Annotated in this window: 22 protein-coding genes; 15 read left to right on the top strand and 7 right to left on the bottom strand. The window is 55.6% G+C overall.

Annotation, left to right across the window (positions count from 1 at the left end):
• Positions 1-50: 50 nt before the first annotated feature.
• A complete protein-coding gene (locus tag D777_RS00600; RefSeq protein WP_036127588.1) occupies positions 51-464 on the bottom strand; it encodes a hypothetical protein in 414 nt (137 codons plus the stop codon).
• Positions 457-1,032 (bottom strand): MarR family transcriptional regulator, encoded by a 576-nt coding sequence (locus tag D777_RS00595; protein ID WP_036127585.1) that lies wholly within the window; start codon positions 1,030-1,032, stop codon positions 457-459. The genes D777_RS00600 and D777_RS00595 overlap by 8 nt, the downstream gene beginning before the upstream one ends.
• A gap of 208 nt (positions 1,033-1,240) precedes the next feature.
• Here D777_RS00595 and D777_RS00590 point away from each other — a divergent pair, with 208 nt between their 5' ends.
• The 9 genes from D777_RS00590 (at position 1,241) to D777_RS00555 (ending at position 8,106) form a co-directional block, all read left to right on the top strand.
• A complete protein-coding gene (locus tag D777_RS00590; RefSeq protein ID WP_160171421.1) occupies positions 1,241-2,098 on the top strand; it encodes an RNA polymerase sigma factor in 858 nt (285 codons plus the stop codon).
• Positions 2,088-2,840 carry a hypothetical protein gene (locus tag D777_RS00585; protein ID WP_036127580.1) on the top strand — a complete coding sequence of 251 codons (753 nt, stop codon included), beginning with the start codon at positions 2,088-2,090 and terminating at the stop codon, positions 2,838-2,840. Before D777_RS00590 ends, D777_RS00585 begins: the two co-directional genes overlap by 11 nt.
• Before the next feature lie 73 nt (positions 2,841-2,913).
• Positions 2,914-4,545, top strand: coding sequence for a vWA domain-containing protein (locus D777_RS00580; protein ID WP_201443319.1), 1,632 nt, complete (start codon positions 2,914-2,916; stop codon positions 4,543-4,545).
• 71 nt (positions 4,546-4,616) lie between these two features.
• Entirely contained in the window at positions 4,617-5,744 is a 1,128-nt protein-coding gene (locus tag D777_RS00575) for a hypothetical protein (protein WP_150112580.1), read from the top strand.
• 42 nt (positions 5,745-5,786) lie between these two features.
• Complete coding sequence (locus D777_RS17905) at positions 5,787-6,227, top strand: hypothetical protein (RefSeq protein ID WP_150112579.1); 441 nt, start codon at positions 5,787-5,789, stop codon at positions 6,225-6,227.
• Between the two features lie 74 nt (positions 6,228-6,301).
• Positions 6,302-6,670, top strand: coding sequence for a hypothetical protein (locus tag D777_RS00570; RefSeq protein WP_036127575.1), 369 nt, complete (start codon positions 6,302-6,304; stop codon positions 6,668-6,670).
• Positions 6,671-7,171, top strand: a complete 501-nt coding sequence (locus tag D777_RS00565) for a hypothetical protein (protein ID WP_036127573.1) — start codon at positions 6,671-6,673, stop codon at positions 7,169-7,171. It begins immediately after the preceding gene.
• A 256-nt stretch (positions 7,172-7,427) separates the two neighbouring features.
• Positions 7,428-7,628, top strand: a complete 201-nt coding sequence (locus D777_RS00560) for a hypothetical protein (RefSeq protein ID WP_036127570.1) — start codon at positions 7,428-7,430, stop codon at positions 7,626-7,628.
• Positions 7,629-7,767: 139 nt separating this feature from the next.
• Positions 7,768-8,106 (top strand): hypothetical protein, encoded by a 339-nt coding sequence (locus D777_RS00555; RefSeq protein ID WP_150112578.1) that lies wholly within the window; start codon positions 7,768-7,770, stop codon positions 8,104-8,106.
• A 27-nt stretch (positions 8,107-8,133) separates the two neighbouring features.
• On the opposite strand, the gene D777_RS00550 is transcribed toward D777_RS00555, so the two are convergent.
• Positions 8,134-8,706, bottom strand: coding sequence for a hypothetical protein (locus D777_RS00550; RefSeq protein WP_036127563.1), 573 nt, complete (start codon positions 8,704-8,706; stop codon positions 8,134-8,136).
• A 204-nt stretch (positions 8,707-8,910) separates the two neighbouring features.
• Between D777_RS00550 and D777_RS00545 the strand changes: the two genes are divergently transcribed.
• The 3 genes from D777_RS00545 (at position 8,911) to D777_RS00535 (ending at position 10,716) form a co-directional block, all read left to right on the top strand.
• A complete protein-coding gene (locus D777_RS00545) occupies positions 8,911-9,549 on the top strand; it encodes a MarC family protein (protein WP_036127561.1) in 639 nt (212 codons plus the stop codon).
• 21 nt (positions 9,550-9,570) lie between these two features.
• On the top strand, positions 9,571-10,137 hold the full coding sequence (locus D777_RS00540; protein ID WP_036127558.1) for a gamma-glutamylcyclotransferase: 567 nt from the start codon (positions 9,571-9,573) through the stop codon (positions 10,135-10,137).
• A gap of 141 nt (positions 10,138-10,278) precedes the next feature.
• The gene (locus D777_RS00535) at positions 10,279-10,716 is read left to right on the top strand and encodes a hypothetical protein (protein WP_036127555.1); all 438 of its coding nucleotides are present in this window, start codon (positions 10,279-10,281) and stop codon (positions 10,714-10,716) included.
• Here the strand turns inward: D777_RS00535 and D777_RS00530 are convergent.
• Positions 10,694-11,623 (bottom strand): DMT family transporter, encoded by a 930-nt coding sequence (locus D777_RS00530; protein ID WP_051668893.1) that lies wholly within the window; start codon positions 11,621-11,623, stop codon positions 10,694-10,696. The two genes, D777_RS00535 and D777_RS00530, sit on opposite strands and share 23 nt — an antisense overlap.
• Before the next feature lie 227 nt (positions 11,624-11,850).
• Here D777_RS00530 and D777_RS00525 point away from each other — a divergent pair, with 227 nt between their 5' ends.
• Complete coding sequence (locus D777_RS00525; RefSeq protein ID WP_036127553.1) at positions 11,851-12,816, top strand: LysR family transcriptional regulator; 966 nt, start codon at positions 11,851-11,853, stop codon at positions 12,814-12,816.
• A gap of 84 nt (positions 12,817-12,900) precedes the next feature.
• Entirely contained in the window at positions 12,901-13,212 is a 312-nt protein-coding gene (locus tag D777_RS00520) for a hypothetical protein (protein ID WP_036127550.1), read from the top strand.
• Here the strand turns inward: D777_RS00520 and D777_RS00515 are convergent.
• Both D777_RS00515 and D777_RS00510 read right to left on the bottom strand, forming a co-directional pair.
• A complete protein-coding gene (locus tag D777_RS00515) occupies positions 13,206-14,222 on the bottom strand; it encodes a lipase secretion chaperone (RefSeq protein WP_036127547.1) in 1,017 nt (338 codons plus the stop codon). The genes D777_RS00520 and D777_RS00515 overlap by 7 nt on opposite strands.
• A gap of 56 nt (positions 14,223-14,278) precedes the next feature.
• On the bottom strand, positions 14,279-15,244 hold the full coding sequence (locus D777_RS00510) for a lipase family alpha/beta hydrolase (RefSeq protein ID WP_036127544.1): 966 nt from the start codon (positions 15,242-15,244) through the stop codon (positions 14,279-14,281).
• A gap of 255 nt (positions 15,245-15,499) precedes the next feature.
• Between D777_RS00510 and D777_RS17590 the strand changes: the two genes are divergently transcribed.
• Positions 15,500-16,336 carry a helix-turn-helix domain-containing protein gene (locus tag D777_RS17590; protein WP_160171420.1) on the top strand — a complete coding sequence of 279 codons (837 nt, stop codon included), beginning with the start codon at positions 15,500-15,502 and terminating at the stop codon, positions 16,334-16,336.
• A gap of 9 nt (positions 16,337-16,345) precedes the next feature.
• On the opposite strand, the gene D777_RS00500 is transcribed toward D777_RS17590, so the two are convergent.
• The gene (locus tag D777_RS00500; RefSeq protein WP_036127540.1) at positions 16,346-18,847 is read right to left on the bottom strand and encodes an acyl-CoA dehydrogenase; all 2,502 of its coding nucleotides are present in this window, start codon (positions 18,845-18,847) and stop codon (positions 16,346-16,348) included.
• Positions 18,848-18,916 lie beyond the last annotated feature (69 nt).

Here is an 18,916-nt window from a genome sequence, read left to right as displayed (position 1 = left end):
CCCAATTTGGGCAAAATAATTCCCAAATTGGGTATTTGTTCGAATTTTCGTCAGGGCATAGCTTCGACCAGTGCGTTTATCTCATCCGTCACCCGGATAAGGCTACTCAACAAGCTTTCGTCGACATCAATGAATCCCTCATACTCCGCCAGATTCCTCTTTCGGTGAGCCTGATCCAGAACGCGCCATTTTTGAGGGGGTAGTCCAAGAGTATGTTTAAGGCACTGGAAAACCAGATAACGGTTGTCTGAGCGATAGCCACACTGGCGCAATGCTGCCAAAGAAAGGGCATGGGCTGCGTTGTAAGCCAGGTCAAAGCGGCTTTCGGGGCTTAAGGACTCTAGCTTTGCATCCTGCAACCTTGCTCTTCCTGACTTTATGAGACCCTGAACTTCTGAAGGGTCGGGGGGTTCCAACTTCAGCTTTCGTATCTGCACCAGGTTGTCGAGAGCTTTTTTATCCATCAATGCTTCCTTTCAGTAGAACATACGGCCCTTCCAGGACCTTCCTGATGAACGGGTTGCCTTGGGCTCGCCGTTGGTGAAATTCCTCAGTAGTGTAAAGTGTTGGATTGATCGGGCGGCTGAGTTCTTTTTCTACAGGTTCTAATGCTTCAAAAACATCTTCAAGTGTAAGCGAATCTGAAACCAGCATCAGGTCGATATCACTGTCTGCATGATCTGTTTGCTTTGCGAAGGAACCATACAAGAGCGCAAGCTTCAGGGCACTTTCCATCGGTTCCATTGCGCGCCGTATAGCCTCTTGCGGCCCTAAAGTTTTAACGACCAGAGAGCGCAGTTCGTGGTAGACCGGCGAATGCGTGTTGGTGCTGTATCGTTTCTGCCGACCATGACGTTTCAGTATGACTAATCCGCACTCAACTAATCGATTGATTTCTCTCTGGACGGCCCCTGTACCCACGCCTGCTTTTTCAATGAGCTCACCAATAGAGAACTCATGTTCCGGTTGGGAATAAAGAAGCTTCAGGACCTGTTGGCGGGAGAGCGAAAACAGGGCGTCTGCGATACTCATGTTCGGGGCGGGGCAGTCTTTACTAGGTGGCATGATATTGCTGAGGCTCAATTTTACCCAATTTGGGAAATAATATACCCATATTGGGTGGAATAAAAGTGAGCCATTCGTTCCTTCTTCAAACTCCAGCCAAAGAACTCGTCACTGGAAGTCTCTCCGCGATTGCGTTAAAACTGGTCCCAACCCACAACAAATTCAAATGGTTGGCATGGCATCCAGTACTGAGCCCGGGTCTTCGATCGACTGGCCTTCGGTGGTCTTTGATCCTGTTTTCATGGCGGGACTGGAGCGCATGGCGGCGAAGCGTTTTGTGCAGCCTGCGCTGAAAGAAGAAGCCGTAACGGCGATGATTGAGGCGCTCAGTGAGAATCACTGGCAGTGCCTGCAGAGCTTCACCGGGAAAAGTCAGCCTTCTACGTTTGCCTATTCCATTGCCAGCCGCGCCATGGAGGATTTCGCCCGCCGCCGTTTCGGTCGCCCGCGTCCACCCGCCTGGTTGCAGGAGCTTGGGCATGCCTGGGTAAAGCTTTGGCACATGCTGTGCCTGGAGCGCCAATGGCCGGACGCCATCAAAAACCGCTTGGCGATAGACTTTCAGGACGGCCTGATTGAACAGGCTATCCGCACTATCAAGCAGAAGATTCCCCGTTGCGGAGAACCCGGTTTCTCCGAATGTTGCACCACCGAGCTGGGCTTGGCACAGCTACCCGACGATCACGGGAGCAGTCTCACCGCCATTCTCCGTAATACGCAACGGAGCAAGGCGCTGGAAGTGTTGGGCCAGTTGCTTGGCCAGGCTGACGCATCGGATGCGGTGTGTCCGTCTAATGCTGAAGAAGCGCTCGACTCGATCAACACTCGGCTTTCTCTGAGTGAAAATGACCGTCTACTGCTTTCGCTGAGCTATGAAGATGGCCTATCCAGCCGCAGGATCGCGGAGCTTCTCGATCTCAGCGCCGCGACGGTACAGCGCCGCTTGCAACGTATTCGTGTCGAGCTTCAGACCTGCCTGAAGCAAATGGGGGTCGATGAGGCGATCGACATGGAGGCAGAGTTTGGCCAATAGCACAGAAAAAACCGTGATTCAGGCCCTGCTACAGCAACAGTCTACAGAGTTGCTGGGCCATCCCCTGTTCACTGATTTCGAGAGTGAGGACGCTGTCCTGGCGGCATTTGTCGACGAACGCCTGACTGCCAAGCAGAAGACGGTGGTTAAAGAGGTGTTGTCCAGCAACCCGATGCTGCGCCAGCAATGGCTGGCGGTGCGGGCGGCTCAGGCGAGTCAGCCTGCCGTTGGCCGCTCAAAAGTGAAACTCGGATGGTCGTTCGGCGGGATTGGTGCGGTTGCCAGCGTGGCCCTGGCAGCGGTGCTGCTCTGGCCGAACAAAGAGCCAGAGCCACAACTGGAGCTTGCAGCGAAACGGGAAATGCGCGCCCCGGTCAACGTCGCATCGGCACCTGATTATGCGGACATAGTCCAAGTCGTGCCGCTCTCCGCCTGGCAGGCATTTTGGGAGGTGTACGAGGGTGAAGAAAGCACCGCGTCGCCGATTGACCAGACCGCACAACTATTTGGGCAACTGGCGAGCAACCTTCGTGCGCTGGAAGCAACGGCATGCCAGGACGGTCGTGTGCCGCTGGGCGAAGAAGTATTGCCGGTCAAGGCCTCGTGGGGGCCATTGTCTGAGCGCTTCGCAGAGGAACTCGCCCCGCTTACGCCGCAAAACGATGCCCAATGGTGTCAGCTCGGTGCAATCCTGAAGCAGAAGGCGCAGAAGACCATTACGGATAACAATCCCCAACGCTGATTCGCAGATTGGGCTGATGCAGTTTTTCCTCCTGTCCGTCGAAGAAGGTAATAACGTCGGAAAGGAGAGTGTCATGAAAGGGTTAAAGTCTGTCGGCCTGGGCCTGATCGCTGGAAGTCTGCTTGCAGCGTGCGCAAGTGAGCGTGTTGGTGAGCAGTCGGTCGTCCAGCAGGAGAAGCAGGTTTCGTCAAAGTTCCTAGAAAAACGCATGGTAGCGGCTTCCGCGCCGCTGATGCAGGCGGACATGTCTGGAGGAGCTCATGTTCAGCCGGTACCTGGCCAGATCATCGGCTCAAAGGATCGATTTGAGTCCGTTGAACAAAACCCGGTGCACCGGGTGGTCGATGAACCTGTTTCTACGTTTTCCTCAGATGTGGATACCGCTTCGTACAGTTTTTCTCGCCGCCGGTTATCGTCGGGGCGATTGCCCGAGCCAGATGCCATACGCCTGGAAGAGTGGCTGAACTACTTCGATTATGACTACCCCGCCCCCGAGAGGCCGGAGCAACCGTTCAAGCCAACGGTAACGGTCACCGACTCTCCATGGAAAGCAGGCAATAAACTGCTGCACATCGGCATCCAGGGCTACGAACTACCCCAAACAACCCGGCCCCGGGCGAATCTGGTTTTCCTGCTCGACGTGTCTGGCAGCATGAGCGCTGAGGACAAGCTGCCCCTGCTCAAGCAATCCCTGACCATGATGCTCAACGATATGCCTGACGACGATACCGTGGCCATCGTGGTCTATGCGGGTGCCTCGGGTGTGGTGTTACCTCCCACACCAGTGAAGGAAAAAGCGAATATCCTGATGGCGTTGAACCATCTGCAAGCGGGCGGTTCCACCGCCGGAGGTGAGGGTATCCAGCTCGCCTACCAGCTGGCGGAGGCGAACTTCGATGAGAAGGCCGTCAACCGGGTACTGCTCGCCACGGATGGCGATTTCAACGTCGGCATGACAGATCGTGATGCCCTGGAGGGCCTGATCGCCCGAAAGAGGAAACAAGGTATCTACCTGTCTGTCCTGGGGTTTGGTGCTGGCAACTACAACGACCACCTGATGCAGACACTGGCCCAGAACGGCAATGGCGTGGCGGCCTATATCGATAACCTAAACGAAGCCCGCAAAGTATTGGTTACGGAGGCGACCTCATCTCTGTTTCCCATCGCCGAGGACCTGAAAATCCAGGTGGAGTTCAACCCGGCCACGGTTCAGGAATACCGGTTGTTGGGCTATGAGACCCGGGCCCTGAAGCGGGAAGATTTCAATAACGATGCGGTAGACGCCGGAGATATTGGCGCCGAGCACAGTGTTACCGCCATTTATGAGATCACCCCGGTGGGTGGCAGACCGTTAATCTCGCCTTCCCGATATGAAACGGAGCTGTCGAAGCCGATGGAGGAAAAGGCCGATGAGTATGCGTTCTTAAAGCTGCGCTACAAGCTGCCGGGCGAGAAAGCGTCCAAACATCTGGAAACTCCGATACCGGCACACAATACCGGGGTTGATGAGGCACTGCGTCACCAGGAAACCGCATTCGCCACTGCGGTAGCGGGTGCCGGGCAATTGTTGAGTGGCGGTAAGTACACCGGCGACTGGACGCTGGAAGATGCGATTACCCTGGCGCAGGCCAACCGGGGGGACGACCTGTACGGTTACCGGGCCGAATTTGTGCAACTGCTGCGCCTTGCCAGGGAACTGGATTGATATACCCCCCATATAGGGGGTGCCGTGCGCTAGCGAGTCGTATAGATTGCCTTAAGGGGAATTGGGGATTTATGACGTGGATTTACCAGGAGTATCGAGGGGCTATGAAGTACCTATTGGTTGTTACCTTGTTATCGATAACCTTTTTGAGCGGTTGCGGAACATACAATGCTAAACGTGAAAGTTACATGCAGGACAAGGTGTATGTAACAAAACACTATTTTGGAGACGCAGTTTCAGAACCGAAGTTTTCCCACTACGAGCTACGCGCCGATTACAAGGTTTCTGATGATGAGCTCAAGGTGAGTGTTGATCCAATTGAGATCTACACCCAGAGAAAGGAGCGATTCGCCATCAAGAAGGCGGTGAGCTACAAGCGTTATGGCCCCATTCGTTACAGCCCAACACGATGCGTCATTGGCGTGATAGGTGTTTTCCCCGTTGTGTTTGCGCTGATCGACAATGACTACGCTGATAGTTTCAAAAAGGCTTGCAACAAGGTTTACACGTGGGAGCGGGAGGAGAAAGAGCTGCCGCCAGAGAAGGCAGGGGTGGAAGCTGTCAGCTTGGAGCGCAGAGACTACCGGGATTCGGATGGAAAATTGAGTCTTCAGCTCGGGGTCAATGGAAAGATTGTCAACGGTGTGTTTCTTACAGGGTTCAAGGGCGGTAACAGAAACGATGCCTACGTTTGGAACATCAATAATTGGTATGACTTCTCTCAGCTGAATAATGACGAATCTCTTAGCATCAAAATTATTAATGATCGGGATGGGGAGACGTTGGTTAAAGATTTATCAATAAAGAAAAACGAGTCTGAGGTATTGATATTTAAAAGCAAATATGACGGTGTCTTCCACTTATATTATTATTGCAGGTTATGTAATGCTAATCTCACTGATAATTTTTATACGGATCAGGAGGTTTTGATATGGCGAACCCGGAGCTATCTCTATAAAGGGGATGATTCGCTGAGCTTCGTCTCTTCCTGTATTGAGGATCGATTTGACCACTTGCGCCACGGTAATGTTTTGGTGAGGAAGGCAAGTACACCAAAAAAGTTGATGGAGCTGAACTCTTTTATGTATGACAGATACGTTCCGGTTCGTGGCGTTAAGTCCCCTGATGAGCCAACCCCTGATCAGATTCGGTCTTGCATCAGAAAGAAAGATCTAGATTTGGTAATTGAGGAGTATTGATTAAATATTCTTTAATCCAAATTAAATTTTTAGGTGATTGTAATGAGGTTTTGTATTTCATTTTTTATGGTTCTTTGGAGTTTTGGTTCAACCGCATACGCTGAAACCAATGATCTATCCTGTGAGACCATCGGTTATGCATACGACTACGATAGTAAAATGTTTTATCAATCCAGGAAGGCCCATTTCTGGTACGAAAGCATAGACCACTGCACCTTTGAAGGGCCAAATCACCATGCGTTGGTTGAGTGGCGATCGTTTTTTGAAAGCGAAGTTCGTGATAGTTATAGCTACAAGGTGAGAGTAACAACCGACTGTGGGTGCAGCGGTAAACGGGCATCGGGAGTGGCCCGTAAATTCCAGGATGCCAAGAAAGATTTTGTGAGGCGTGGCTTCAAGGTAGAGCACCTCAAAGGGTTTTACCCTGAAAATAGAGAAATAAATTCTGGAGCGCCATCTGGCACAGTTCTATTACAGTACTAATTTGTTATCCGGTCCGTGTTTGATTGGAAAGTTACATGCCGGCTTGAGTTGGTCAATGGAGAGGGGAAGTAAATATGAATATTAATGTCAAAAAAGGTGTTGTCGGAATCTGCCTGCTGGCTGGAATGTACACAGCTCCGGCTAGTGCCCGTGGGCCGGGATACATGTTTTGTGAAGCTGAGTACCGGGAGATTTCGGGAGATGGTGCCGAAGGGTACGTATCAAAAGTTTTCCATGTTTCCGAGTTTTATGATGACGAGGTCAGCGAAAGCTTTGGAAAGTACATAGACGCTGAGTACGCGCCAGATTATGCGCCCTATCGATATACTTGTGAATATAACCTGTTTGACACAAAAAGGGCAGCAAAGGATGCGAGGAATGATGTTATTTCCGATTGGCGGTCAAGTGGGTATAAGGCCCATAAAGTAAACTGGAAGTATTGAGTGTCTGATTTGATATTATTTATAATATTATATTTTATAGGATCTCTTGTTATGATTTTTTGGGCTTTGATAATTTCTTTGGGGTTGTCATTATTTTCTTCGGCTGCTGCGAGCGCGCCTGCCGATGAGATGATTCTGAAATGTAGTTATGACAAGATTTCTAAAGAAAATAGAGAAAAAATCGGTGATGGGGCGCGATTTTTCAGGCTTGTCGAAAATGAAGGGAGCAACAATTTTCGCCTCTTCATGTATTTTGATACTAAAGGGAGATGGGGCGAGTTGCGCCAGACTGATGGTTTGTATTATGCAGCTGTAAAAGTCTCTGAAGAAGAGATAAGATATGATTATACTAGTGATAGTGGTGCCTCCGATCACAGCTACGTAATTAATAGGGTTACGGCGAGTTTTTATGCAAATGAAGGGAAATATTACGACTATTATTTGCAAGGTAGTTGTTCTCGTGTCGAGTCTGGCCCTAAAGATAAAGTGTCAAAATTCTGATAGCGTGCCGGCTCGCGATTGATACGATTGTTACCAAAACATCAAACAACAAGGATTGGCCTGGCCAGAAGCCGTTAAAAATTTGGGCGTAGGACCTTTGCATGTCGCAATTAAAAACAAAAATCGAAAACAGTTAGGTGGCTGATTCAGCGTGAGCCTGCTTTATTTCGAAGACGATGTCATGGTGATGGAACACGCAACACCATCGGAAGAGTGGGACAGATAACCCCTGGGCTGATTGAAGCGGTAGTCTGCGATGGGCGATGAACAGCTAAAGCATATTACGGTGACGGCGAAGAATTTTGCCCAGCTTGACCTGCAGCCGGGGCAGCGTTTGGCGCTTCGCTATGTCGTCATGCAGCGGTTACATGTTGATGGATCGGGCGTCTTGTACCTGGCCACGGAGCGAGCAACGGGTGAGGAAGTTCATGTTCATGTTCTGTATCCCAAGGGGTGATTGGTCTCTGCGATGGCAGAGGACCGGGTTGCTTTGCCTCGTGTTCGCGCTTCCCACATCATGGGCAGATACTCCGCCCCATGAAGTGGAAAACAAGGTTACGCCAGAAACTGTCGAGTTCTCCGATTTCCAGGTGGAAATGTCTCGTCAAACTGTAGAGCAAGTGGATATCGACAGTCATCCGGATGCCATCAGCTTCAGAAGCCGATTCAGCGCCTTGGTGGGGCGTCCTGCCAATTTTGCTGGCCATTACCGTCTGTTGTTTTGGGGCTGTGGCACAGAGTGCCAGCAGTTTTCCATTGTGGATGTGAAAACGGGGCAGGTCTTTATGGACGAAAGCTGGTCAACCTCCCTAGGGGTGAGCTTCCGGGCGGATAGTACTTTGTTGATCACTAATCCGGGAGCACGGCCAACAATGCGGATGAAGACTGGTTACTATCAATGGGATGGCAAGCAGCTCCAGCTCTTGAGGCCTTAGGTGATGCGACGGTAGGCAAAGAAACCGTCAGATTGGCTGGGGAGGTTCGTCATCATCGTCCAGCGGATCGAGGCCGAAGCCCCCGGTTTCCTCTACGAAGAGGCTGTCGGGTGCAGGCGCAGGTACGGTTTTCCATGCAATAACACGCCCTTGCTCCAGAACTAACTCCAGATGGTTCTTCTGTTCTTCCGGGGATTCACCACCCAGCGTTATGGTACCCGTGTAATCCAGCGCCAGGTTGATGTTCTGGTAGTGCCAATACCCCATGCCGGCATCGGTGGCTTCTATGCCATTGAGTGGCGGCAAGGTGTAATCACCAAGGGCCTCGTCCATGAGCGCGTCTAATTCGCTCCTTTCTTGATACCAAGTTCGGTGTATGCGTTTTCGGCGAGGAGGCGTATGGCCGACGGTCAGGTAGCCCAGATACAGCTGCTCATCATGAATATCAAAATGCGCGACAAACCCCGCCCAGTTGGAAGAGTCTGTATCTTCGGGGTGGATGTCGTGGTCCCAGAGTGAGAAAAGCGACTTGTCTGCGGCGAGCAGGATGTAGCTTTTGCCCCTGAAACGTACGTATTCCGTTGGTACTTGGTCTGTCATGTGCTCTTGGACTCCGGCTGACCTCACGGTGCTGGGGTGTTATCCAGTCTGGTTCACCTTATGCCGGAACGGGATAAAAGGGAATGCCGGCAGCCCACAGATCACATCTGCCTGGGTACGTTCAGTTGCGTACGGCGGGGAAGGCAATCACAGGCTATGCTACACGACTGTATTCACTCCTATTTCTGATTGGATTTGCTCCGGATGTTCGAAGCCTTTTTCAGCACCTATCTCAGCAGTGCCGTTCGTTTCCTGTTCCTCCTTGCGCCCTTTTTTGTCGTGACCATGTTTCTGGCACTGACCCGAGGGCTGTCCGGCCAGGAAAAGGCGTCGATCATTCGGCGTGCCTGCGTGTCCGCGTTTATTCTCGGTGTGGTGTTGTTCTTCGCCGGCCCCGTGCTGTTCAATGCTGTTGGCATTACCCTTAATTCCTTTCGGATTGGTGCGGGTTGCCTGCTGTTTCTGACCGCAATCAGCCTGGTAAACAGTGGCACCCGCAACCACGCGACCGGCTTACCGGAAGAGGATCGTGACGACGTCGCGGTGGTTCCGTTGGCGATTCCCGTTATTATCGGCCCGGCAACCATTGGTGCGATCATGGTCTACGGGGCCGAGCTAAAATCCGCGCCGGAAGTGGCCGGCGGATTATTTGGCCTGACCACCGGGCTGCTGATTCTGGCTGGTCTGCTGCGGCTGTCCGGCTATCTGGAGCGGGCGTTGGGGAAAACCGGCCTGAACATCATGTCGAAGATCAGTGGTTTGATTTTGTCAGCCATGGCAGCCGAGATTGTGCTGACGGGGATAGCGGGCTTTATCGCCAGCACTCAGGCAGCGGGCGCTTAGCGTTAGAGCGGAAAAGTGAGCATGTCAGCGAATACCATCGAACACAATCGTCAGCGCTTCAGTTTTGAGGGCATTGATGCCATCTGGCTGTTTGGCTACGGGTCTCTGATCTACAAGGTTGATTTTCCGTTCCTGGAGAAGCGGCCGGCGTCGATCAAGGGTTGGGTTCGTCGCTTCTGGCAGGCTTCTCATGATCATCGGGGTACCCCCGAGGCGCCGGGGCGAGTGGTGACGCTGATTGAGCAGCCCGGCGCCGTCTGTCGTGGTATGGCCTATCGGGTATCGCCAACGGTCTTTGAGCATCTGGATGTGCGGGAGAAAAACGGGTACCTGCGTTTCTCGACCCGGATGACCTTTGAGGATGGCAGCCACGCCGAGGGATTGGTGTACATTGCCACCGAGGACAACGAAGCATTCCTCGGTGAAATGCCGGAGCAGGACATTGCCCGCCAGATCGCCTCGGCATCCGGCCCCAGTGGTCCCAACTCGGAATACCTGTTGCGGCTGGCAGAGTCCCTGCGGGTACTGGGTGATGAATGCCCCCACACATTCTCCATCGAAGCCCACCTCACGTCCGCAAAAGGCTGAGCGTCAAGCAGTGTAAAGCTTGTGCAAAGGTTGGCTCTCGAGGCTGACAGCGCCCTTCCAATTGGTAATCTGGCGGTAAGGCTATCGGGATGTGTTTCCCGGTAGCATGATTCTTGTCGGTCAACGAACAGGAGAGCCGTCATGAATAAACTACTGATCTGCAGTGTTGCCGCGATTGCCCTTGGCTTTGCCGGAGTGGCCACTGCCGATGGCTATCTCGGGGGTGGGTATCCGCCAGGTATCCAGAAACGCCTGGATCAGGGCAAGGGCTTGCCACCTGGCCTCAAGAAGAAATATCTGCAGGCGGAATACCGCCGGGATCACCATCACAGACACCGTGATCACGACGATCGCCGCTGGTATGACAGGGATCGCCGGGAGTATCGGGATGGCTATCGTGACGGATATCGCGATCGGTACCGGGATAAGCGCCGTCACGACCGGTACCGCCATGATCGTGACCGATATCGGTATGAGTATCGGACCTCGCTGGGTATTAACGATCATTTACCCCCGGAGCTGCGCGTCGTCCGAATTCTGAACGACGCCCATACCCTTATCGAGCAGTCCCGCCGCTGAGCCGGAGCCGGAAACGCTTCCGCGGAGTGTCCTGACAAGCAGGGTTGAAGCCGCGGGCGGGATTTTGCCGCCTGTGGTTCAGCCCGATCAGGATCAGGGGCACGACAATCATCAGTGACCCGGCCAGGAACCAAAGGTCCGGGACTTCTCCGAACCAGATCCAGCCAATGCCAACAGCCCAGATCAGTCCAGTGTACTCGGCGCTGGTGACCTGGTTTGCCTCCACCTGCCGGTAAGCCAGAAGCACGGTGATGTTGTAGCCGAGTATAAGCAGTGACGATCCGATGGCACTGATCAGAATGCCCGGAGTCCAGGCCGCTCCCTCCCACAGCGCTAGAGCCGCAGCCGCTGGCAGGATCAACAGGTAGTTCAGGAACAGCTTGTGGACGGTGGTCTGTTCTTTCGGTAGCTGTCGAACCATGACGGCGTTGATGGCCAGGGCAAACGCTGAGCCCAGCGCGGCAATGGCGGCCCAGTTGAACTCCACCGGTCTGAGGATGACGATGATCCCGGTAAATCCGCTAAAGACGGCCAGGGTGCTCAGTGGAGTCAGTTTTTCCCGGAACAGGAATACCGAGAGCACCATCACCAGGATTGGTGCTGCGTAGAAGATGGCGTTGGCGGTGGCCAGCGGCAGGTTACCGAGGGCCACTACCATGCACAGGATGCCGATCAGATGGATGTGGGCACGGAACGCGTGGGTTTTCAGGCCGCTGAACAGATGCTGGCGGTTGAGTTGGCCGGCCAGCGGCAACAGGAAGGCCAGGGTGATCAGGCAGCGCAGGAAGGCGAACTGGAACACGGGAGCGCCCGGGTCCAGCAGTTTGATGAATACGTCAGAGCCAATGGCCAGGGCGTTGCCGATGACCAGCAATAGAATGGCGCTGTTGACGGTTTTTCCTGACATATTCCTTCCTCCATCATTTAACTGCTCTGTTCGGTGCCAGAGCTGGCTGAGTGTTCCCTCCGAAAACCGCTGTGAATACATCCCTGTACGCTTGCTCTGCGCCATCCATGGCTCCGAGCATTTTCGGAGTGAACACTCAGCCAGCTCCCCAAGCTCTGGTGGAAGTCTACGTCCGTGCTAATATCCGATAAAATGATCATTATTCGCCATCTATTAGAAAATTCGATATGAGACTTCCTCCCTTAAAAGCTCTCCCGGTCTTCGAGGCCGTGGCCCGGCTGAACAGCTTCTCCCAGGCCTCGGAGGAGCTGGCGATTACCCAGAGTGCGGTCAGCCACCAGATCAAGCAGCTGGAAACCTACCTCGGTGAGCGGCTGTTCTGGCGGTCGGGTCGCCGGGTGACGTTGACGGATGAAGGGCGCCAGTATTTCGATGCCGTCGGCTCGGCGCTGTTGCAGATTGAACGGGCCAGTGAGCAGTTGTTGGGGCATGAGGAATCGCGTATCCGGCTGTCGGTGTTCAGTTCCTTTGCGGTGCGCTGGCTGGTGCCGAGGTTGCCGGAGTTGCAGCAGTTGCACCCGCAGATTGATCTGGCGCTGGAGATGACCAGCGAGAATCCGGTGTTGTCGGATCGGGTGGCGGACTGCTTTATCACCATCCACAAGCGGTCATCCGCCTACAGTTATGAGCCTCTCTATGTCGAGCGGTTGTTCCCGGTTTGTAGTCAGGATTACTGGCAGAGGATTTGCCGGGAGCTGGGGCGGGAGGATGCCGATGCGCAGTCCCGGGAGATGACGCCGGATGAGGTGGCGCTGTTTCCACTGCTCTCAACTCACAGCATTTTTGACAAGCCAGCGGGCGACTGGGAAGCGTGGTACAAGTCGGTGGATCGGAGCATTCCGCAGTCCGCCCGTATCCAGCATTTCAGTCATATGTTGTTGGCCCTTGAGGCCGCGCGTTTTCATCAGGGCATTGCGCTCACCAACGATTACATGCTCAGTACCCGCAAGGATTCGGCGGATTTTGTGCGATTGCCGTGCCCGGCGGTGATGACCGGTGATGAGTTCTATTTTGCCTGGAAGACGAGCCGTCGTCGGGAACGGGGGATTCAGATTATCCGGCGCTGGTTGGTGGACGAGGCGATTCGAGGTGGGCTGAGGGCAAATCGTGACGTGGACGGCGAGGCTGTCTGAACGAATGGTAAGGAACGGTTCAGGCCCGGCGAGCGTGAGAGTGATAGCCTGATGAGAAATCCAATACGTTGTGAAGGGTTCGATATGAAGCTGTTGTTGAAATCCGTTCTGCTTGTGATCGCTCTGGCGCCGGTATCGGTGCTGGCGTCTCCGCCCCACAGTAATGGTTTGCCACCAGGGCTCCAGAAGAAGGTGGAGCGGGGCGAGTCATTGCCGCCGGGTTGGCAAAAGAAGCTGGACTATCGCCGTGGTGACCGCCTGGACCGCGATCTTTATCGCTATGGCCATGTTTATGACATCGAAGGTGGCCGTCAACGTATCGAGATTGAGGACAAAGTCTACACGGTCATCAAGGACACCCGCGAGATTGTGGATATCCTGAACGGTCGTTACTGATCGAACGTTTCCAGCGCCCGGACTCTCAGCTGCTCCGGGCCGCTGAATCGCGTGCTTCTGAGTGTCGCGATGGCGTTGTTGCGATCTTCCGGGCTGAGCCCTGACGCCAGGATCCGGGCCTTTTCCTCACGGTACCCTTCCAGCCGGTTTTTCCATTCGTTCTGTTGTGCGTCCAGCTGTGCCAGTTGAAGGGCTGCCGCTTCGCCAAGCGACTCGGCGCGCAGCTGATACAGGTCGGTACTCGAGGCACCCTCTGCTTTCAGCCGGTTTGTTTGTTGGTACACATCGGCGTTGATGGTGGCTCGCTTCCTCGCCTGTCTGTCGGCGACTGGCAGTTGCTGCTCCAGTAGTTGCAGTTGCTGCTGCCTTTGTTCAGCGCTCAGTGCGTCGTTCTGCTGGATTTCCAGTCGGGCGAGGGTGTAGTCGTCGAGTTGCTGGTCCCTGCCAAAGAATGCCGCCTGTTCGGCGCCCTCGAAATAGGTCTGTTGCAAGGCATCGAGTTCGGCTTGTCGTTGCCGGAGAGCACCAAGGTCAAAACCATCCAGTGTGACGCCGCCAGGCAGGGATTCCTGCAATTCGCCTACTGCCATCCGGTAGTCAATGTATCGCTCAAGAAGCGTCACCGCCTGGCTTTTTGCCGGCTCGTCGAGGCGTTGATCCAGGGCTGCATGCAGGCGTTGGATGACGACCTCCAGGGGCTCCCGGTCGACATTGGCGAGGTAGAAGTCAAACAGCCTCCGGAGATTGCGGTCGGGGACAAGGTCACCCCCGGGGTTGGTCGGAAGCTCCGCGCTGGGTTCAAGCCCCTGCAATTCCGGGGGCAGCGGTGTCTTTCTCGCCGTGATCTGAGCCTGTTGTGGTGACAGGGTGTTACCTATCGGCGCTCCGGTCGCCGCGGTTTCTCTGGACGGCTCAATATCCTCCAGGGGCTCGGGAGCCAGAGCAAGATAGAGAGTTAGCCCGGTAGCGAGGGCTAGGCCGCAACCGTATAGGATGACGTTCCGAGACATTCATTGCTCCTGGATTGACCCGACCGATGACGAATCACAGGTCGGGATCGAGGGGGTTACAGCCCGGCGTTTTTCAGGCGGTTGGCGTGATTGCGCATCAGGGTCAGCGGCGAGGTCTCAAACAGTGAGACAAGGCCGAGAACCTGGTTGTTCACGTCCAGGTGGTTCATGAAGTAGTCGTCGCGGATCACCTTGCCGAAATGGCTGGAGCAACGGCTGGTCACGCCATCGTTGGCTCCGGGAATGGCAAGGCTGGTGATGCCGAACAGGGCATCGGAGATATCCGCGCCGGTGGTGAACTGGGCAGTGCCGCTCCAGGAATAGAGGCGGATGGTATTTCCGGCAATCGAGACCTGTGAGGGGCCTTCGCCACAGGCCGTTGTGGGTACACCCGCCGGGAACATGGCGTTAAAGGCAGCGGAGCCCGGGGCGTTGAACTCGGCCAGCATGGCATTGATGTCGGATGGGTCGGCGGTGTTGTCGGACAGCAGATTCACCAGATCTCCCACCGCATTGGCCAGTGCCTCAAAGCCAACGCCGGTGAGGCTGCCCTCTGGAGCCACGCCGGTCACGATGTCTGCCAACTGCGAGCCCTTGTGGGGGGTGTGAAGAGTGGTGACAGAGGCAACCAGATCCGGGCGAGCGTTCATCACATAGCGCGAGGTGATGCCACCCTGGCTGTGACCGATGAGATTGAACTTCTGGATATTGCCTCCGGAGGCTGCCCGGATGGCATCCAGTTGTTCAATCAGCCGTTCTCCCCGGCGTGCGGAGCTGTCAAAGGCGTTGATTTTCGGGATGAAGACTCTGGCACCTTCATCCTCGAGGGCGCCGGGTATACGGTACCAGTAGTCAACACCGGCGATGGTGTCGAAAGCGAAGATACCGGGAACGAGCACGATCGGGTATCGGGTGGCGACTTCGTCGTTGGAGCCCCAGAGCCAATCGAACAGGCCTGCCTGGGCCGGGAGGGTAAAACTGCAGGCGAGCGCGAGCAGTGCGCCCTTGAGCCACAATTTCATAGCTTGTTTCCTTTTGTCTTTGTTATCGGAATGACTTCGTTAAAACAGCGCGATCCAATCTACGCCGGTGCTTTGCGGTAGCGCTTGTAAGAACTGACGAGAAGTCCGGAAAGCATCAAAAACCCGTGAGTTGGTCACGAATTCAACAATTGGTCAGGGTGGTCTGGCCAGGATTTACCTAGAATCAGCGGAACCTCTGAACAATAAGAAGCCGGCGGGCGGGATTGCCCAGCCTGGCAGGGAATGTTCGTACTGATGGACGATGATCGCTCAAATCTTCTTTACTTGTGGCCCCGGCGCACGTTGTTCGTGGGCTTTATGGACCAGCCGATACGGTTCAGTCAGGCTGCGGCTTCCGTGGTGTTTGGACTCAAGCAGCCAGTCACCGTCAGGGTCGCCGGGCACACGCCGGTACAGACTTGGTCGGTGTTACTGGCACCGGGGGCGAAAGTCGATATTGAACCGACGGGGCAGTTAGTCGCGGCCTGTTACCTGGATGCGCTGGGGCAGGACTACCGCCTGCTGTCACGTCGCATGCGTGAGGTGTTACCTGGGGTGCACGGCACGGTTCCCGGAGAACCAGGGCTGAGGCGGTGGCTGCAGGAACTGCATCGGGCGCCTGCGTTACCTTCCGAGGCGTATCGGTTGCTTGAGCAGGGTATCAATCCTGGCGCAGAACCCTACCCACCGGCCGATCCCCGGATTGAGAAGGTGGTTCGGATTATCCGGGAGCAGGTTCACCGCAATCTGTCGGTCGAGGTTTTGGCCGCTGAGGTGAATCTGTCTGTTTCCCGCCTGGTGGAGTTATTCCGGAATCAGGTTGGTGTGCCCATTCGCCGCTACCGGCAATGGCACCGTCTGTTCGTGACGTTTACCGGCGTTGAGAGAGGCGAGACATTGACGGATGCGGCCATTGCGGCAGGGTTTACCGATTCGGCGCATTTTTCACACACCTTCCGGATGACCCTCGGCATGAAACCGTCGGATATCCTGGCCATGCTGTCCGGCCGCCTTTTTGTGGATACCCATCAAGACGATACCCCGGCGGTTGTGCCGGGGTATGCTGGTGGTGAGCAGTGTTTAAGCCACTAGCGCGCGGATTTACTCCTTGGGGGGTCTCTCGACGACCTTGCGCTTGCCTTTGGCGCACCGTGACAGTGCTTTCAGGCCGTCGCCATCAAAGGCATCCACCCGAATCACGTCATAGAGTGCTGTTAGGGCCTCGAGCAGCTTGTCGCATTCATCGGCTTTCACGATGCCCTGGGCGCAGGCCCAGTCCACCAGTTCCTTGCGCTGATGCCCCATCAGCAGGGCAATGCCGTCGAGTTCGTCCTCATCCCGGTTGCGGATGGCTTCATGGAGCCGGGCCCGCATATCCGCCGTTTCGTTGGCCAGCTTGTAGGCATTGAGAACCCGGCCAAGCGGATCATCCGGATCCATGGTGGTAAAGGCTCCGCGGCTGATGCGTTGACGCACCGGGGTGTCTTTGACGATGGTGGCGGCAACCTCGCTGCCAAGCTTGTCATCCGGTCCGTTCAGGCCGGTGGCGCCAAGCGGGAATACCAGCAGACGCAGGGGCCAGCGCAAGGCAGGCACCGGGAAGTTGATGATGGCCTCCCGCATCGAACCCTGCAGGTCCCGCAGACTGGTCTGAAGGGACCACTCGACGAGGGGCCGCTGATCATCCGGGTAGCCTTCCTCATGCCACTGTTTGATCACGGCGGTGGCGTAGTAGAGGTGGGTCAGGCAGTCCGCCATGCGGCCAGACAGACGCTGGCGCGCCTTGAGACCTCCGCCGACGGACAGAAGCGTCACGTCTGTCATCAAGGCAAAGGCGGCCGAGAACCGGGCGAGTTGCCGGTAATGACGTTTGATTTCACCCTGTCTCGGTACGGACTCAACCAGTCCGCAGGTCAATGCCAGGACCGTCGCCCGCAGTGCATTCCGGGTCGTGTGAGCGAGATGCCGGTAGAACACGGCATCAAATTTTTTGACCGCCTGGCGCTCGTCCTCCATGCCGGCCGCTTCGATTTCCTCGACAATGTACGGATGGCAGCGGATGGCCCCCTGGCCGAAGATCATCAGGCTGCGGGTCAGGATGTTGGCCCCCTCAACGGTGATGCCAATGGGCACCGCCTGGTAGGCCCGGGCCAGGAAGTTCCGTGGCCCGGTGATTACTCCCCGGCCGGCCACCACGTCCATAGCGTGGTTGATCACCTCCCGCATCAGGTCGGTGTTACGGTACTTCAATACCGCGGATGGCACAGAGGGGCGAACGCCGCGATCCAGCATGCCGGATGTCAGTAGCCGTGCGGCATCCATCATGTAGGTGTAGCCGGCGATGGGTTCCAGGGCTTCCTGGACCCCCTCGAACTGGCTGATGGTGCGGCCGAACTGTTCCCGGGTGTAGGCGTAGGAGCCGGTCGCCAGGCTGGCCACCTTACCGGCGCCGGTACCCAGGGCCGGCAGTGAAATGGAACGACCGATGGACAGGCATTCCAGAAGCATGGTCCAGCCCTTGCCAAGCATGTCCTGGCCACCAATGACCTGATCCATGGGAATGAAGACCTCGGTGCCCCAGGTCGGCCCATTCATGAACACGGTATTCATCGGCAGGTGCCGTGCACCGGCGTTAACCCCCTCGGTTTCCCGGGGGACGAGAACACAGGTCACCCCAACCTCGTCCTGATCGCCAACGAGCTTGTCCGGATCGTAGACCTTGATGGCCAGGCCGATCAGCGTGGCTACGGGGGCCAGGGTGATGTAGCGCTTGTTCCAGGTGACTTTGAGGCCAAGCACCTCTTTGCCTTTCCACTGGCCCTTGCAGATGATGCCTTTGTCAGGAATGGCGCCAGCGTCGGAACCCGCCACCGGCGAGGTCAGCGCAAAGCAGGGGATTTCCTCGCCGTTGGCCAGTCGCGGCAGGTAATGCTGTTTCTGGGCGTCGGTGCCGTAGTGCATCAGCAGCTCACCCGGACCGAGTGAGTTGGGCACCATCACAGTGACCGCAGCCGAAACGCTGCGGGTGGAGATTTTCATCACGATTTCGGAATGAGCGGTGTTGGAGAACCCGAGGCCGCCGTCTTCCTTGGGAATGACCAGCCCGAAAAAGCCTTTTTCGCGGATGAATTTCCACACCTTGTCGGGCAGGTCGTACTGTTCGTGGGTGATTTTCCAGTCGTCCAGCATCTGGCAGAGCTTTTCCACCGGGCCATCGATAAAGGCCTGCTCTTCGCTGGTCAGGTGAGCTGGCTGGGCATCAAGTAACTTGCTCCACTCTGGCTGGCCTGAGAACAGCTCACCGTCCCAGTCCACGGAGCCTGATTTCAGGGCTTCGGCCTCGGTATCGGAGAGCTTGGGCAGTCGGCTGCGTACCCAGCCCAGAAGGGGCCGGCTGAGTTTTTCAAGGCGCAGATCGCCCGGTAGTACAAGCATCAGCGCCAGCGCCAGCAGGGCACCGCCAAAGAGGATGCTGAGGATGTGCCAGTCGTCCTGAAACAACCCGATGACGGTGGCAGCCGCCATGACTGCGGCGGCCGTGGTGCCGCCAATGCCGAGGTAGATCAGTATCAGGGCACTGATCAGTAGGAGCAGAACACTCATGGACAGACCTCCATATCATGAATGAAATCAACCAGATTCGCCTTTAACCATCGGTCAAAGTTCGTCCAG

Origin of the sequence: Marinobacter nitratireducens, assembly GCF_000708045.1 — a bacterium.
GTDB classification, from domain to species: domain Bacteria; phylum Pseudomonadota; class Gammaproteobacteria; order Pseudomonadales; family Oleiphilaceae; genus Marinobacter; species Marinobacter nitratireducens.
Note: the sequence above shows the minus strand (reverse complement) of the source record. Positions and strands in the feature narration are given on the sequence as shown.